The organism is Marivibrio halodurans, assembly GCF_017963645.1.
GTDB lineage: Bacteria > Pseudomonadota > Alphaproteobacteria > UBA8366 > Aestuariispiraceae > Marivibrio > Marivibrio halodurans.
Map to the genome: position 1 here is coordinate 232712 of NZ_JAGMWN010000005.1, position 15572 is coordinate 248283.

Annotated in this window: 15 protein-coding genes and 1 tRNA gene; 14 read left to right on the plus strand and 2 right to left on the minus strand. The window is 67.5% G+C overall.

The window, feature by feature from the left end; genetic code table 11:
- Nucleotides 1–36: 36 nt before the first annotated feature.
- Complete coding sequence (locus KAJ83_RS12285; protein ID WP_210682367.1) at nt 37–909, plus strand: LysR substrate-binding domain-containing protein; 873 nt, start codon at nt 37–39, stop codon at nt 907–909.
- Nucleotides 910–940: 31 nt separating this feature from the next.
- On the opposite strand, the gene KAJ83_RS12290 is transcribed toward KAJ83_RS12285, so the two are convergent.
- Nucleotides 941–2014 (minus strand): GlxA family transcriptional regulator, encoded by a 1074-nt coding sequence (locus tag KAJ83_RS12290; RefSeq protein ID WP_246484476.1) that lies wholly within the window; start codon nt 2012–2014, stop codon nt 941–943.
- A 523-nt stretch (nt 2015–2537) separates the two neighbouring features.
- Here KAJ83_RS12290 and KAJ83_RS12295 point away from each other — a divergent pair.
- The 5 genes from KAJ83_RS12295 to KAJ83_RS12315 all read left to right on the plus strand — a co-directional run bounded on the left by KAJ83_RS12295 (nt 2538) and on the right by KAJ83_RS12315 (nt 8489).
- Entirely contained in the window at nt 2538–3782 is a 1245-nt protein-coding gene (locus KAJ83_RS12295) for a sarcosine oxidase subunit beta family protein (protein ID WP_210682368.1), read from the plus strand.
- 34 nt (nt 3783–3816) lie between these two features.
- Nucleotides 3817–4176 (plus strand): sarcosine oxidase subunit delta, encoded by a 360-nt coding sequence (locus tag KAJ83_RS12300; protein ID WP_210682369.1) that lies wholly within the window; start codon nt 3817–3819, stop codon nt 4174–4176.
- The gene (locus KAJ83_RS12305) at nt 4173–7187 is read left to right on the plus strand and encodes a sarcosine oxidase subunit alpha family protein (protein WP_210682370.1); all 3015 of its coding nucleotides are present in this window, start codon (nt 4173–4175) and stop codon (nt 7185–7187) included. Before KAJ83_RS12300 ends, KAJ83_RS12305 begins: the two co-directional genes overlap by 4 nt.
- The gene (locus tag KAJ83_RS12310; protein ID WP_210682371.1) at nt 7180–7860 is read left to right on the plus strand and encodes a sarcosine oxidase subunit gamma; all 681 of its coding nucleotides are present in this window, start codon (nt 7180–7182) and stop codon (nt 7858–7860) included. Before KAJ83_RS12305 ends, KAJ83_RS12310 begins: the two co-directional genes overlap by 8 nt.
- 74 nt (nt 7861–7934) lie before the next feature.
- Nucleotides 7935–8489: a hypothetical protein gene (locus KAJ83_RS12315; protein ID WP_210682372.1), complete on the plus strand. Its 555-nt coding sequence runs from the start codon at nt 7935–7937 to the stop codon at nt 8487–8489.
- A gap of 111 nt (nt 8490–8600) precedes the next feature.
- Here KAJ83_RS12315 and KAJ83_RS12320 read toward each other — a convergent pair.
- A tRNA-Ser gene (locus tag KAJ83_RS12320) sits at nt 8601–8690 on the minus strand.
- 345 nt (nt 8691–9035) lie between these two features.
- On the opposite strand from KAJ83_RS12320, the gene rplU reads away from it, so the two are divergent.
- The 8 genes from rplU (at nt 9036) to rlmH (ending at nt 15566) form a co-directional block, all read left to right on the plus strand.
- Nucleotides 9036–9548, plus strand: coding sequence for a 50S ribosomal protein L21 (gene rplU / locus KAJ83_RS19750; protein ID WP_210682373.1), 513 nt, complete (start codon nt 9036–9038; stop codon nt 9546–9548).
- A gap of 11 nt (nt 9549–9559) precedes the next feature.
- Nucleotides 9560–9829, plus strand: coding sequence for a 50S ribosomal protein L27 (gene rpmA / locus KAJ83_RS12330; RefSeq protein ID WP_210682374.1), 270 nt, complete (start codon nt 9560–9562; stop codon nt 9827–9829).
- A gap of 126 nt (nt 9830–9955) precedes the next feature.
- Complete coding sequence (obgE, locus tag KAJ83_RS12335) at nt 9956–11053, plus strand: GTPase ObgE (protein ID WP_210682375.1); 1098 nt, start codon at nt 9956–9958, stop codon at nt 11051–11053.
- A 21-nt stretch (nt 11054–11074) separates the two neighbouring features.
- A complete protein-coding gene (gene proB, locus KAJ83_RS12340; protein ID WP_210682504.1) occupies nt 11075–12283 on the plus strand; it encodes a glutamate 5-kinase in 1209 nt (402 codons plus the stop codon).
- Between the two features lie 28 nt (nt 12284–12311).
- Nucleotides 12312–13622, plus strand: a complete 1311-nt coding sequence (locus tag KAJ83_RS12345; RefSeq protein ID WP_210682376.1) for a glutamate-5-semialdehyde dehydrogenase — start codon at nt 12312–12314, stop codon at nt 13620–13622.
- Between the two features lie 22 nt (nt 13623–13644).
- A complete protein-coding gene (locus tag KAJ83_RS12350; protein WP_343221996.1) occupies nt 13645–14319 on the plus strand; it encodes a nicotinate-nucleotide adenylyltransferase in 675 nt (224 codons plus the stop codon).
- A 163-nt stretch (nt 14320–14482) separates the two neighbouring features.
- Complete coding sequence (rsfS, locus tag KAJ83_RS12355) at nt 14483–14845, plus strand: ribosome silencing factor (protein ID WP_210682505.1); 363 nt, start codon at nt 14483–14485, stop codon at nt 14843–14845.
- Between the two features lie 262 nt (nt 14846–15107).
- On the plus strand, nt 15108–15566 hold the full coding sequence (gene rlmH, locus KAJ83_RS12360; protein ID WP_210682378.1) for a 23S rRNA (pseudouridine(1915)-N(3))-methyltransferase RlmH: 459 nt from the start codon (nt 15108–15110) through the stop codon (nt 15564–15566).
- Nucleotides 15567–15572: the final 6 nt, after the last annotated feature.

A 15572-nucleotide genomic window follows, 5' to 3' on the forward strand; every position in this document is an offset into this window, starting at 1 on the left:
CTGATATACATCATCAAATTTTGTTAGTTTAGGCGGATGAACCCACGCGCGCTGGAAACCTTGATCGCGGTGGTGGAGGCCGGGGGGTTCCAGGCCGCCGCCGACCGGCTGAACCTGACGCAATCCGCCGTCTCCATGCAAATGAAGGCGTTGGAGACGGAGCTCGGCATCGCGCTGTTCGACCGAGGGCGCCGGCCGCCCCTGCCCACCGTCGCCGGACGCGCGGCGGCGGCACGGGCGCGGGCCGTGCTGCAGGCGATCGATCGGGTTCGGGCGGTGGCGCGCGATCCGCATGCGCTGGCCGGCACGCTTGCCATCGGGGCGATTCCAACGGCGACCACCGGGTTCCTGCCGGATGCGCTGGCGGCGCTCGGCCGGGCGCATCCGGATCTGCGCGCCCGAGTGGAAAGCGGCCTGTCCGACCGGCTGGCGGCGCGCGTCGCGAGCGGCGAGTTGGACGCCGCCATCCTTACCGCCGGAAGCGATCCACCGACCGGCATCCGCCTCCACCCGCTCTACGAGGAGCCCCTGCTGGTCGCCGCGCGGGAGGTGCCGGGCGATGGCCAAGCCATGACGGCGCTGTCGTCCCGCCCCTTCATTCGCTTCAACCGCGCGACCGGCGTCGGACGGATCATCGACCGGCGCCTGCGCGCGGACGGCATCGCGGTCGAGGATGCGATGGAACTCGATTCCATCGAGGCAATCCTGATGATGGCAAGCCGGGGCCTGGGCGTCGCCATCCTGCCGGGTCGAAGCCTGCGCGGCCCCTTCGCCGAGGCGCTATGGACCGCCTCCCTGCCCGGCCCGCCACTGACGCGCCGGGTCGCGCTGGCGCTGCGCGACGGGGGGCTGGAGGAACCGGCCCTGGCCGCGCTTTACGCCGCGCTGCTGGAGACGGTACCGGACTGACGGAAGGGCGGGCAGCCGGCCGGCGGCTCGTTCAGGCCTCCATCGATTCGCCGCTGTCCCAGTCCACCTCCTCGCCGACATCGCCGAAGGCATCCTGCTCGCCCGCCAGACGCACCTCCGGCGCGAGGCCGGGCGCGCGGCGCTCGGCGCGCGGGGTGCGGCCGAACATGTCGCGATAGCATTTGGAGAAATGCGAGGCCGACGTGAAACCGCTGGCGAAGGCGACCTCGGTCACCGGCATCGTCGTCTGGGTCAGGAGCGTGCGCGCCCGGTTCAAGCGAAGCTTCAGATAGTAGCGCGCCGGGCTGGTATTGAGATAGCGGCGGAACAGACGCTCCAACTGACGGCGGGAGAGGCCGACCCGCTCCGCGATCTCGTCGCGGGACAGCGCCTCCTCAGTGTTCTTTTCCATCTCGGCGATGGCGCGGATCAACTTCGGGTGGCTGATGCGAAGACGTGCCTGAAGCGGCAGGCGCTGGTCGTCGCTGCCCTCGCGCATGCGCTCATGCATGAACTGTTCGGAGACGGCCGCGGCCAGTTCCGGGCCATGCGCAGTCGATACCTCGCTCAACATCATATCGAGAGCCGCGACACCGCCGGCGCAGGTGAAACGGTCGCGATCCACCTCGAACAGTTCCGCGCGCACGTCGAGATCCGGGAACTCCTCGAGGAAGCTGTCGAGATTTTCCCAATGCAGCGTGCAGCGATAGCCGTTGAGCAACCCGGCATGGGCAAGCACATGCGCCCCGGTGCATATAGCGCCGATATGGCTGCCCTCCCGCGCCCAGCGGCGTAGCCAGCCGAAGACGGCATTGTCCTTATAGACATGCGCCTCGACGCCGGAACAGAGGATCACGTTGGGCGGCGCGCGGTCATAGTCCGCGACCGACCGCGTGGCGGCGATGGCGATGCCATTGGAGGCCGCGACCGGATCGCCGTCGCGGCTCGCGATATCCCATTCGTACAAGGTACGCTTGGCGACATAGTTCGCAAGACGCAACGGCTCGACGACGCTGGTGAAGGCAATCATCGAGAAATTCGGAACCAACACGAGGGTGAGCCGCGTCGGCTCGTCCCCCTTGCCCTTGAACATACGCTCGACCATACCGATCAACCCCGCCAGCGATGCCGCCGGTAATGTCCGGACGGCCGACCAAGCCGATCGCTTTTATTCCGTTGCGACATGACGGACCGGGTGCGGCGCACCTAATCCCTTGTGGTACCTCAACAAATATCGGCGCCACGCATATCGGCAATTGCATCCAAGCGACATCGCTCTATGCGCCCGCCCCGGGGGCTTTGTCAAACGCTTCTATATCGCATTCGACCGCCCCGCAATCGGCCATCGCGCGGGCCGGCCACCGGCCAGTTTCCTTGGGTTTCCGCGCCCTTCGCGACCCGTGCGCCACGATTCGCCGCGATGTCGGTGCCGGGCCATGTCGCGCTCGCTAGAAATGCTGTCGCGCCGCCTAAAGGCGCCACCGCCGCCATGGCGTAATGACCGCATGATGAGGGGGCGTGCCGGTGGACCGCCAACGGCCCCGCCCCCGCGCGTCGCCGCCCGTCCCCGATCGAAAGGGATGCCGGGGCACGCGTCTTATCCCATGGAACCGGGTGGCGCCCTCGCGATGACGAAATATTCGATCTTCTCGCTGATCCGCAACGCGCTCAGCTATCACGAGAACTGGCAGAAGGCCTGGCGCAGTCCGGACCCGAAGCCCGCCTACGACGTGGTGATCGTCGGCGGCGGCGGACACGGGCTGGCGACGGCCTATTACCTCGCCAAGGAATGCGGCATCACCAATGTCGCGGTGATCGAGAAGGGCTGGCTCGGCGGCGGCAACACGGGCCGCAATACGACCATCGTCCGCTCCAACTATCTGTGGGACGAGTCGGCGGCGCTTTACGATCACGCGATCAAGCTCTGGGAAACCATGAGCCAGGACCTGAACTACAATGTGATGTTCTCCCAGCGTGGGCTGCTGCACCTCGCCCATAATGTCCACGACATGCAGGAGATTGGCCGCCGCGGCCATGCGATCAAGCTGAACGGCATCGACAGCGAGTTCCTAAGCCCCGCCCAGGTGAAGGAAATGGTGCCGATCATCAATCTGAACTGCCGTTATCCCGTCATGGGCGCGCTGTTGCAGCGCCGGGGCGGCACCGCGCGGCACGACGCGGTCGCCTGGGGCTATGCGCGGGCCTGCGACGCGATGGGTGTCGACATCATCCAGAACTGCGCCGTCACCGGCTTCGAGATCGAGGACGGCACGGTCAAGGCGGTCGAGACCACGCGCGGGCGCATCGGCGCCGGCAAGGTCGGCGTGGTGACGGCGGGCCACAGTTCCGTCATGGCCGAGATGGCGGGCTTCCGGATGCCGCTGGAGAGCTTCCCGCTGCAGGCCTTCGTTTCCGAGCCGCTGAAGCCCGTCATCGACTGCGTCATCATGTCGAACGCGATCCACGCCTATATCAGCCAGTCCGATAAGGGCGAGTTGGTGATCGGCGGCTCCGGCGACCCCTATATCAGCTACAGCCAGCGCGGCAGCTTCGATCAGGTGGAGCATGTCGCCGGGCCGGTGCTGGAACTCTACCCGGTCTTCAGCCGCGTGCGGATGATGCGTCAATGGGGCGGCATCACGGACGTGACCGTCGACCGATCCCCGATCCTGACCAAGACGCCGGTCGGCAACATGTATTTCAACTGCGGTTGGGGAACCGGCGGCTTCAAGGCGACGCCCGGGTCGGGGCACGTCTTCGCCCATTCCATCGCGAAGGGCGAGATGCACCCCATCGCCGCCCCCTTCTCTATGGACCGGTTCAACACGGGCGCGCTGATCGACGAGGCGGCCGCCGCCGCCGTCGCGCACTGAGCGCCGGCGCGAGCCCTGGGAGGACATATCCGCGATGCTGACGATCAAATGCCCCTGGTGCGGGGAGCGCGAGCAGATCGAATTCACCGCCGGCGGCGAGGCCCATATCGCCCGGCCGGAGAACACGGCCGAACTGAGCGACGAGGAATGGGGCGCCTACATCTATACCCGCACGAACCCGAAGGGCGTGCACTATGAACGCTGGGTGCACAGCCACGGCTGCGGCAAGTGGTTCAACGCGGTGCGGCACACGGTGACCGACATCTTCTGGGACGTCTACAAGATCGGCGAGGAGAAGCCCGCCGTGCCCGAGGATTGGGACGGCGCCACCACGCGCGCGCAGTATCAGGCGGCCACCCAAAAGACGGCGGCCCCGGACGGGAACGAGAAATGAGCCAATCCTATCGCATCGAGGGCAAGGGCCGGATCGACCGGTCGAAGCCGATCCGCTTCACCTGGAACGGGCGGTCCTATCAGGGCTATCAGGGCGACACGCTCGCCTCCGCGCTGCTGGCGAACGGCGTCCGGCTGGTCGGACGGTCCTTCAAGTACCACCGTCCGCGCGGCATCATGACCGCCGGGTCGGAGGAGCCGAACGCCGTCGTCCAATTGGAGGAAGGCGCGCGGACCGAACCCAACACGCGCGCCACGATGGCCGAGCTCTATGACGGGCTGACGGCCAACGCGCAGAACTGCTGGCCGTCGGTCGAGTTCGACGTCGGCGCGCTCAACGCGAAACTTTCGCGCTTCTTCCCGGCCGGCTTCTATTACAAGACCTTCATGTGGCCGGCTGCCCTGTGGGAGCCGCTTTACGAGAAGATCATCCGCCGCGCCGCCGGCATGGGCGAATCCCCTGAGGAGATCGACCCCGACAGCTATGCCCAGCATTTCGCGCATTGCGACGTGCTGATCGCGGGTGGCGGGCCGGCGGGACTCTCGGCCGCGCTGGCCGCGGGTCGAACGGGCGCGCGCGTCATCCTCGCCGACGAAGGGGCGGAGTTCGGCGGAAGCCTGCTGGCCGACACGGTCGAGATCGCGGGCAAGCCCGCCGCCGATTGGATCGCCGAGACGGTCGCGGAACTGACCGCGATGCCGGAGGTGACGCTGCTGCCGCGCACGACGGTCAGTGCCTATTACGACCATAATTTCCTCACGCTGACGGAACGCGTGACGGATCACATGGGTCCTCGGGCGGACGACTCCGTGCCGCGCCAACGCTTCTGGAAGGTGCGCGCGAAGCAGACGATCCTGGCCCAGGGCGCGATCGAGCGCCCGCTTCTCTTCGCCGACAACGACCGCCCCGGCGTCATGCTGGCGAGCGCCGCGCGCACCTATATCAACCGGTACGGCGTGCTGCCGGGCCGGGAGATCGTGGTCTTCACCGGCAATGATTCGGCCTACCCCGCCGCGCTCGACGCGAAGGCGGCCGGTGCGCGGGTGGAAATCGTCGACCTGCGCACCGACCCGAAGGGACCGCTGGTCGACCATGCCCGCGCCCAGGGGATCGAGATCCACGCCGGATGCGGCATTACCGGCACGCGGGGGACGAAGGCGCTGCACGGCTGCGACGTCGCCCCGCTGTCGGAGGATGGGAAGAGCCTGGCGGACGAGCCTTTCTCGATCGGCTGCGACTGCATCGCGGTGGCCGGCGGCTGGAACCCGACCGTCCATCTGCACAGCCAGGCGCGCGGCAAGCTTAGCTGGGACGATACGAAGCAATGCTTCGTGCCGGGCTATTGCCAATGGCCGACACGCTCGGCCGGTGCCGGCAATGGCACCTTCGATCTGGCCGGCTGCCTCGACGAAGGATTGAAGGCCGGCGCGGCGGCCGCGCATGAGGCGGGCTTCGGCAAAGGCGCCGCGCCCGAGGCCCCGGCGGTGGAACTGAGCGAGGAAGGCCCCGCCCGGCAGGTCTGGATCGTGCCCTCCGACGTGCCGCTGGGTCATGGAAAGAAGCATTTCCATGACCATCAGAACGACGTGACGGCCGCCGATATCCACCTTGCCGCGCGCGAGGGGTATGTCTCCGTCGAGCATCTGAAGCGCTATACCACCACCGGCATGGGCACGGATCAGGGCAAGACGTCGAACGTCAACGCGCTCGCCGTGATGGCGGATATCCGCAACGCCCGGATTCCGGAGGTCGGAACCACCACCTTCCGCCCGCCCTATGTGCCGACCACCTTCGGCGCGATCGGCGGCCAGAACCGGCGCCACCTGTTCCTTCAGGAGCGCACGACGCCGATGCATGCGGCCCATGTCGCGAACGGCGCCGTGTTCGAGGATGTCGGCGACTGGAAGCGCCCCTGGTACTTCCCCCGGGACGGTGAGGACATGCACGAGGCCGTGCAGCGCGAATGCCGTCAGGCGCGCGAGACCTGCGGGCTGCTCGACGCCTCGACACTCGGCAAGATCGATATCCAGGGGCCGGACGCCGCCTGGTTCCTGAACATGATGTATACCAACAAGTGGGACACCCTCGCCGTCGGCAAGGGGCGCTACGGCGTCATGCTGAACGAGCACGGCATGGTGATCGACGACGGCGTCACGACGCGGCTGGCCGAGAACCATTTCCACATGACCACGACGACCGGCGGGGCCGCGCGCGTCCTGGGCATGCTGGAGGAATGGCTGCAAACCGAATGGCCGGAACGGCAGGTCTATTGCACCTCCGTCACGGAACAATGGGCGGTCTGCACCATCACCGGGCCGAACGCCAAGGCGCTGATGGCGGACCTGACGGACGATATCGACGTCGATCCGGCGAATTTCCCCTTCCTTGCCTATCGCACCGGCACGGTCGCGGGCGCGCCGGCGCGGGTCTATCGGATCAGCTTCACCGGCGATCTGGCCTATGAGGTCAATGTGCCGGCTCGTCATGGCCTCGCCGTCTGGACGACGATCCTGGAGCGCGGGCGCAAGCACGGGCTCGTCCAATACGGCACGGAAACCATGCATGTGCTGCGCGCCGAGAAGGGTTTCATTATCGTCGGCCAGGATACCGACGGCACGGTGACACCGATGGATCTGGGCATGAACTGGATCGTGTCGAAGAAGAAGGATGACTTCATCGGCAAGCGATCGCATTCGCGCTCCGACACGGCGCGCGAGGGGCGCAAGCAACTCGTCGGCATCATGACGGAGGACCCGAACGTGGTGCTGCCCGAGGGCGCGCATCTGGTGAACCAGCCGGGCAAGCCGCCGATCGCGATGGAGGGGCATGTCACCTCCAGCTATATGAGCCCGAATGTCGGGCGCTCCATCGCGCTCGGCCTGATAAAGGGCGGCCGCGATCGCATCGGCGATACGCTCCACGCCCCGATGATGGACGGCAAGACGGTGCACAAGGTAACGCTGACCGAGCCCGTCTTCTTCGATAAGGAAGGGAAGCGGACCAATGGCTGAACCCGGTGTGACCCAGCGCCTGGCCGCGGCGGGCGCCGCCTTCACCGACCCGCCGGCCGAGGGCACGGTGTCGACGGAACCGGGCGCGCTCGACGCGGCCGGCACGCGCTCCCCCCTCTCCGGCCTGCTCGGCCCCGCCGGCGGACCCGTCACCTTCGAGGAACGTCCCTTTGTCGGCAAGCTCACCTTGCGCGGCGATCCGTCGAACGCCGATTTCATGGCGGCGGCCGGCAAGGTGCTGGGCACGGATATTCCGACCGATCCCTGCCGCTTCGTGGAGCATGACGGCTTCCGTGTCCATTGGATCGGCTTCGACAATTGGCTGATCCATGTGCCCGAAGGCGCGGAAGGGCCGCTCAAGACGAAGCTGGAGGCCGCGCTCGAGGGTATCCATTCAGCGATCGTGGATGTATCGGACTATTACACCGTGATTCGCGTCCAGGGCGCCAAGGCCCGCCGGTTGCTGCAGAAGGGCTGCCCGATCGACCTGCATCCGCGCACCTTCGGCCCCGGCCAGTGCGCGGGCACGGTCTTCCACCACGCAGCCATTTTCCTCGCCCAAACGGACGCGGACACGGATGGCGGCGCCAGCTACGACATTCAGATCCGCTGGTCCTTCGCCCGCTATCTCTGGGACTATTTCGTCGATGGTGCCCGGGAATGGGGCGGCTGATCGCGGATCGGCCGTTCCCCACCCTCGACGCGCCCAGCTAACGCGCTGGTGGCGGAGCAAGACATTGAAGCGCGATGAGCCGTTGGTCTCCTCCAGACCTTCGAGCGCATCCAGCAACGCCTCAAGGAAGGCGCGAAGGCCCCCACCCCACGCGCGCCGATCTCTCGGAGCATTTTCCCGTTGCGGAATTTCGTGCTGTGCGGCGATTGCGACAGGCCGCCGACCACCTGCTGGTCGAAAGGGAATTCGAGGCGATCCTGCGCCGTGCCGAACCCAAGTCCGGCAGGCTCGACCTCTTCAAGACGCTCACGGCCAAGGCGTGGGGTCAGTACCGCGAACGCGGCGCGGCGATGCGTCGTTCGATCCGCACCAGATTGGAGGAAGGCGAGAAGCAGATCGCATCCTTGCTGGATCGGATCGTGGAGACCTCCAGCTCAAGCGTGGTCGCGCGCCATGAAACCCGCATTGCGGAGCTGGAACGCAAACAGGCGATGCTACGGGAACGGCTCGTCTCCGAAGGCCAGCCGATACAGCCTTTCGAGAAGGTTTTTAAACGCCCCCTCCGGTTTCTCACAACGCCTTGTGATTGCTGGAAAACGGCATCTTGGATCACAAGAAATTGCTGTTGAAACTGACTTTCGAGCGCAGCCCCCGGTACACCCGAAATTCCGGATTTTTAAACCCGGAATTTGCATTGCCTTTCAAGGCGTTAATGGGAAATGGGATGCCCGGCAGGGCAATGGCGGAGAGGGAGGGATTCGAACCCTCGGTACGCTTGCGCGCACAACGGTTTTCGAGACCGCCCCGTTCGACCGCTCCGGCACCTCTCCGCGGTCATGATTTCTCGTTCGCCGACAGGACCGGCCGAAATCGCGGCGGAACCTAACGAAGGCGCGAGGGGCTGGCAAGCCTTCTCGACAGCTTCGTGACACGCCGTTCGATCTTCTTTTCGGAAGCCCTCCGCCACCCCATATGGGGCGCACATCCGACGTTGACTTGGGCGCGTCCATCCCTATAGTGCGCGCCGGTCGCGCTCGGATCGTTCGGTTCGGGCGCATGTGGTTAGTGCGCGGTTCGAGGCCTGAGTACCGGGTCCCCCATGACGGAGGGACCCGCGAAAGTTCTCCCGGATGGGAGGCGCCGCAGGACGCGTGAGAATAGTGGGAAGGTAGCCCATGTTCGCTGTGGTGAAGACCGGCGGCAAGCAGTACCGTGTCGCCAAGGACGATGTGATCAAGGTCGAGAAGCTCGACGTCGAGGAAGGCGAGATCGTCGCCCTCGACGAGGTGCTGATGGTCGGCGGCGACGGCGAGCCGAAGGTCGGTGCGCAGGCGCTTTCCGGCGCGGTGGTCGAGGCCGAGGTCCTGGCTGCGGAACGCACCCGCAAGGTCATCGTCTTCAAGAAGAAGCGCCGCCAGAATTATCGGCGCAAGAAAGGTCATCGCCAGCATCAGACGGTGCTGAAGGTGATCGAGATTTCGTTGGACGGCCCGAAGCATGCCGGCAAGAAGGCGGCGGCCAAGAAGGCCGCGCCGAAGACCGCCGAAGCCAAGGCGGAGGCGCCGAAGAAGGCGGCCGCCAAGAAGGCGGCGGCGAAATCCGACGCGAAGAAGACCACCGCCAAGGCGGGCGCGAAGAAAAGTGCCGCCAAGAAGGCAGCCGCCAAGAAGGCGGACGGTGACGAGTAAGGAGACGGGTCATGGCGCATAAAAAAGCAGGCGGCAGTTCCAGGAACGGGCGCGACTCCGAAGGCAGGCGTCTCGGCGTCAAGAAATTCGGCGGCGAGCGCGTGCTGGCCGGCAACATCCTGGTGCGGCAGCGCGGCACCAAGTTCCATCGCGGCGAGAATGTCGGCATCGGCAAGGACCACACGCTGTTCGCGCTGGTCGAGGGCCATGTGACCTTCCGCAAGACGCGCGAGCGTACCTATGTGTCCGTCTCGCCGCTAGAGGCCGCCGCCGCGGAGTAGGGCCGGCCCCGAGACCGATGTTTCAGGGGAAAGGGGAACGGCCCGGCCGTTCCCCTTTTTCCGTTTTTCGACCGCCTTGCGGCCGATGATCAAGGAGCGCCGCGCCGGACGCGGCGGCATGGATCGATGAAGTTCCTCGACGAAGCCAAGGTATTCGTCAAGAGCGGCGACGGCGGCGCGGGCTGCGTCTCCTTCCGGCGCGAGAAATATGTCGAGTTCGGCGGCCCGAACGGCGGCGATGGCGGACGCGGCGGCGATGTGGTGGTCGAGGCGGTCGGCGGCCTCAATACCCTGATCGACTATCGCTATCGCCAGCATTTCAAGGCCTCGCGCGGCGGCCATGGCATGGGCACGGACCGCACCGGCGCCTCGGCCGACGCGGCGGTGCTGAAGGTGCCGGTCGGCACGCAGATCCTGGCCGAGGACAAGGAGACCCTGCTCGCCGACATGACCGTGGAGGGGCAACGCCTGGTGATCGCGCGCGGCGGCGATGGCGGGCGCGGCAACACCGCCTTCAAGACCTCCACCAATCAGGCGCCGCGCAAGTCGGAACCCGGCTGGCCCGGCGAGGAGATGTGGATCTGGCTGCGGCTCAAGCTGATCGCGGACGCGGGCCTCGTCGGTCTGCCCAATGCGGGCAAGTCGACCTTCCTCTCCGCCGCCAGCCGCGCCCGGCCCAAGATCGCCGACTATCCCTTCACCACGCTGCACCCTCAACTGGGCGTCGTCGGCGTCGCCGACCGGGAGTTCGTGCTGGCCGACATTCCGGGGTTGATCGAGGGCGCGCATGAGGGCTCCGGCCTGGGCGACCGGTTCCTGGGACATATCGAACGCTGCGGCGTGCTGCTGCATCTGATCGACGGCACGGACGAGCGCGTGGTCGAGGCCTATCGTACCATCCGCGCCGAACTCGAAGCCTACGGCCAAGGGCTGGCCGAGAAACCGGAGATCGTCGGCCTCAACAAGATCGACGCCTCGATCCCCGAAATGGTGGCGGAGCAGATGGAGGCCCTGCGCGCGGAGACCGACAGCCCGATCCTCGCGCTCTCCGGCGCGAGCGGCGAGGGCATGCCGGCGGTCCTGCACGCGCTGGCCGACAACGTCGCGGTCTTCCGCGCGTCGGAAAAGCGAGACCGGCAGGAGGCGGACGAGGTGGAAGCAGGCGACGAGGACGATCGCGCCGTTGACGATGCCCCCGCCCCTCTCTGGTCCCCGATCGAGTGAGCCGCTAGGGAAGGATCGGTGATGGACACCCCCGCGATCCCCCTGTCCGAGGCGCGACGCCTCGTCGTCAAGATCGGCTCCGCGCTGCTGGTCGACGGCGCGACCGGCGCGATCCGGCAGGATTGGCTCGACGCGCTGGCCGACGACATCGCGGCGCTGAAGGCCGGTGGGCGCGAGGTGCTGGTCGTCTCCTCCGGGTCGATCGCCGTCGGCCGGCGGCATCTGGGCCTGGGCAACGGTTCCCTAAAGCTGGAGGAGAAGCAGGCCGCCGCCGCCACGGGCCAGATCCGCCTGGCGCATGCCTATCAGACCGCGCTCGCCCGGCATGACATCACCGTCGCCCAGATCCTGGTGAGTCCCGCCGACACGGAGGAACGCCGCCGGCACCTCAATGCCCGCAACACGATCCTGCAACTCTGCCGCCTCGGCGCCGTGCCGGTGATCAACGAGAACGATACGGTCGCCACCGCCGAAATCCGATACGGCGACAACGATCGGCTGGCCGCGCGCGTCGCGACGATGGTCAGCGCGGACCTGCTGATCCTGCTCTCCGACGTCGATGGGCTCTACAGCGCCGATCCGCATCGCGATCCCAATGCCCGCCATATCGCGGAGGTCGCGGAGATCACGCCGGAGATCGCGGCCATGGCCGGCGACGTCATGGTGACGCGCGAGCGCGGCGGCCTTTCCACCGGCGGCATGCGCACGAAGCTGGATGCCGCCCGCATCGCGGTCGGCGGCGGTTGCGCCATGGCCATCGCGGCGGGGCGGGAGATGCATGCGCTCGGCCAACTCTCGACGGGGGCGCGCGCGACATGGTTCCGCCCGGCGACCGAACCGCTGGCCGCGCGCAAGCGGTGGATATCCGGCACGCTGAAACCGGTCGGCGCCATCCGGGTCGATGCGGGCGCGGCCGCCGCCCTCGCCCGGGGGAAGAGCCTGCTGCCCGCCGGCGCCACCGGCATCGAGGGCACTTTCGAGCGCGGCGACCCCGTCCGCGTGCTGGGGCCCGACGATCATGTCCTGGGCACGGGCCTCAGCGCCTATGCCGCCGAGGACGCGATCCGCATCCTGGGGCGCAAGACGCGGGAGATCGCGGATATCCTCGGCTATGACGGACGCTCGGAATTGATCCACGCGGACGACATGGCGCTGGCCCGGCCGGGACGCGGCGCGTCGGACGAGCGGACCCCGCCGGTTGCCCGCCCGGCGGACGCGGGCCTAGAGTAACGGCGAGCGTGGAACGGAGGAGTTCGATATGAGCGACGCGGCCATCGCGGATATCGCGGATGTGACGCCCGACGCCACCAAGGCGGCGATCGAGACCGAGGTACGCCAGATCGGCAAGCGCGCCCGCGCGGCGGCGCGGGCGCTGGCGCTCGCCCCGGCGGAGACCAAGCGCCGGGCGCTGGACCGCGCGGCGGAGCTGATCCGCGCGCGCGCCGAGGATATCGCCGCGGCGAACGAGAAGGATATGGAGTTCGGCCGGGCCAAGGGGCTGAACGACGCGTTGCTCGACCGGCTAAAGCTGACGCCGGAGCGGATCGAGGGCATCGCCGCCGGCGTCGCGGCGACGGCCGCCCTGCCCGACCCGGTCGGCCGGGTGCTGGCGGAATGGGACCGGCCCAACGGCCTGCATATCGAGCGGGTGGCGACCCCGCTCGGCGTTATCGGCGTGATCTATGAGAGCCGGCCGAACGTGACGGCGGATGCCGGCGCGCTGTGCCTCAAATCCGGCAATGCCGCGATCCTGCGCGGTGGGTCGGAAAGCCTCAACAGCTCGGCCGCGCTGGTCTCCTGCCTCGCCGACGCGCTGGAGGAAAGCGGCCTGTCCCGCGACGCGGTGCAGATGATCCCGACGCGCGACCGGGCCGCGGTCGGCGCGCTGCTGCGCCTGAGCGAGCATGTCGACGTCATCGTCCCACGCGGCGGCAAGTCGCTGATCGAGCGCGTCCAGACGGAGGCGCGCATGCCCGTCTTCGCCCATCTGGAGGGGCTCTGCCACCTCTATATCCACGCGGCCGCCGACCCGGAAAAGGCGGCGGCCATCGCGCTGAACGCCAAGATGCGCCGCGTCGGCATCTGCGGCGCGGCGGAGACGCTGCTGATCGACAAGGCGGTGGCGGAGACGCTGCTGCCCCGGATCGCATCGTCGCTGAGCGAGGCGGGGTGCGAGCTGCGCGGCGACGCGGCGGCCCGCCGGATCGTCCCCGCCATGGCCGAGGCGGTGGAGCAGGACTGGTTCACCGAATATCTGGCGCCCATCCTCTCCGTGCGCGTGGTGGACGGTATCGATCAGGCGGTCGCCCATGTGAACCATTATGGCTCCCACCATACGGAAGCCATCGTAACGGAGGATCAGGCGGCGGCCGACCGCTTCCTCGCCGAATGCGATTCGGCGATCGTGATGCACAATGCCTCGACCCAGTTCGCCGACGGCGGGGAATTCGGCATGGGGGCTGAGATCGGCATCTCCACCGGGCGCATGCATGCGCGCGGGCCGGTGGGCGCGGAACAGCTCTGCAGCTTCAAGTACCGCGTGCGCGGCACCGGCCAGACCCGGCCGTGAGGGCCGCGCGCGAGGTTCTCCGTTGATCAGGCATCGCAGCAACCGGACGACCCATATCTTTCCGGCCGAACGCGACCGTGCCCGCGATTTCGGGTTCGAGCGGAAAGGAAGTGGCGGGCGGCTGACCGTCGGGCTGCTCGGCGGGTCCTTCAATCCGGCGCATGACGGGCATCGCTATATCTCCGAACAGGCGCTGAAGCGCCTGCGCCTCGATCAGGTCTGGTGGCTGGTCTCGCCCCAGAACCCGTTGAAGGCGCGCGAAGGCATGGCAAGTCATGCCGAGCGCATGGCCTCCGCCCGGTCGGTCGCGCGCCATCCCCGCATAAGGGTCAGCGATATCGAAAGCCGAATCGGCCTCTCCCACACCGCCGATGTCTTGGTCCGACTGCGTGAACGGTATCCGAGGATTCGCTTCGTCTGGCTGATGGGCGCGGATAATTTGGCGACCATTCACCGATGGAAGCATTGGCACAAAATATTCACGGCCATACCCATTGCCGTTTTCGCCCGTCCGTCCTATGATTCCCGTGCGTTGGCCGGGTTGGCGGCCACGCGGTTCTCGGCGGCCCGCTTGGCGGAACGCAAGGCGGCGTCGCTGGCTTACCGCGAGCCGCCCGCCTGGGTGTTCCTGGCAATTCGCCGACACCCGGCCTCCGCGACGGCCATTCGGGCGCGCGAGGGATTCTCCGGATCATGAGCGCGGGCGGCGGGCCGAACGCGGTATCGGTCGATGGAACGCGTGTCGGCGGTAACGGCATGAGGAGAGACGGGCCATAGCTACGCAGCACGGTCACGGGCAAACGGTCGAGGCGGGAGCGGAGAACCAGTTCGGTCTTCCCCCGAATCTCGCCCCGGACGCCCTGAAGTCGCTCGTCGAGCGGAGCCTCGACGACGACAAGGCGCAAGCGGTAACGGTCATCGATCTCACCGGCAAATCCACCATCGCGGATCACATGGTCATCGCCTCCGGCACGTCGCGCCGGCAGGTATCTGCCATGGCCGATCATCTGATGGAGCGGATCAAGGCCGCCGGTGTGACGCACCCCGCGATCGACGGACAGGAACAGGGCGACTGGGTCCTGATCGATGCCGGCGACGTGGTGGTTCACCTGTTCCGGCCGGAAGTCCGCGCCTTCTACAATCTGGAAAAGATGTGGGGGGCGGACATGCCGGAGCTGACGGCCCAGGCGCCGTTGGAACGGGAAGAGCCGCTGCACGCGTAACCCAACGCCGCCGCGGCACCGATTCATCCTTCCGGGATCGCGGCGGACAAGGGGTTGGCGCTGCGGGGATTTAGGCTGACGGTCCCGGGGGGCGTCCCTGGCGGCGTCCCTGGGGGGTTGTCCCGGGGGATCGCCCCTGGGCAGCAGCCCCCTTGAGCGTTCGGCGCGCGCCGGGTACAAGCGCTGGATCGCGTGCGGCGTGCATCGTCGCGCCCATGCCGCTTCGAAGCCCCGCGGCCACGCGGGCGGGAGGTCTTGAGCCGTGCGTATCGCCATCGTCGCCGTCGGCAAGGGACGGCGCGGCCCCGAACAGCAACTCTTCGAAACCTATCGCGAGCGTCTCTCCTGGCCGCTGACCCTGAAGGAGGTCGAGGAGAAGAAACCGCTTGAAGGCGAGGCCCTGAAGGCACGCGAGGCGGAGCTTCTGCTGGGCGCCGTGCCGAAGGGTGCCGTGATCGTCGCGCTGGACGAACGGGGCCGGAACATCACCAGCCGCAAGCTGGCCGATTGGATCGGCGGCATGCAGCTCGACGGCAAGAGCGACCTGTGCTTCCTGATCGGGGGGGCCGACGGGCTCGACCCCGCCGTGCGCGCGCAGGCCGATCTGGTGCTCGCCTGCGGCTCCCTCACCTGGCCGCACCTGCTGGTCCGCGCCATGCTGGCCGAGCAGATTTATCGCTGCGAGCAGATTTTGGCCGGCCATCCCTATCACCGGGACTAAGGGCCC

Bases quoted from the DNA above. Each gene is read 5' to 3' on its own strand.
- KAJ83_RS12285 (WP_210682367.1), top strand. From the start codon at position 37: ATGAACCCACGCGCGCTGGAAACCTTGATCGCGGTGGTGGAGGCCGGG.
- KAJ83_RS12290 (WP_246484476.1), bottom strand. From the start codon at position 2,014: ATGGTCGAGCGTATGTTCAAGGGCAAGGGGGACGAGCCGACGCGGCTC.
- KAJ83_RS12295 (WP_210682368.1), top strand. From the start codon at position 2,538: ATGACGAAATATTCGATCTTCTCGCTGATCCGCAACGCGCTCAGCTAT.
- KAJ83_RS12300 (WP_210682369.1), top strand. From the start codon at position 3,817: ATGCTGACGATCAAATGCCCCTGGTGCGGGGAGCGCGAGCAGATCGAA.
- KAJ83_RS12305 (WP_210682370.1), top strand. From the start codon at position 4,173: ATGAGCCAATCCTATCGCATCGAGGGCAAGGGCCGGATCGACCGGTCG.
- KAJ83_RS12310 (WP_210682371.1), top strand. From the start codon at position 7,180: ATGGCTGAACCCGGTGTGACCCAGCGCCTGGCCGCGGCGGGCGCCGCC.
- KAJ83_RS12315 (WP_210682372.1), top strand. From the start codon at position 7,935: ATGAGCCGTTGGTCTCCTCCAGACCTTCGAGCGCATCCAGCAACGCCT.
- rplU (WP_210682373.1), top strand. From the start codon at position 9,036: ATGTTCGCTGTGGTGAAGACCGGCGGCAAGCAGTACCGTGTCGCCAAG.
- rpmA (WP_210682374.1), top strand. From the start codon at position 9,560: ATGGCGCATAAAAAAGCAGGCGGCAGTTCCAGGAACGGGCGCGACTCC.
- obgE (WP_210682375.1), top strand. From the start codon at position 9,956: ATGAAGTTCCTCGACGAAGCCAAGGTATTCGTCAAGAGCGGCGACGGC.
- proB (WP_210682504.1), top strand. From the start codon at position 11,075: ATGGACACCCCCGCGATCCCCCTGTCCGAGGCGCGACGCCTCGTCGTC.
- KAJ83_RS12345 (WP_210682376.1), top strand. From the start codon at position 12,312: ATGAGCGACGCGGCCATCGCGGATATCGCGGATGTGACGCCCGACGCC.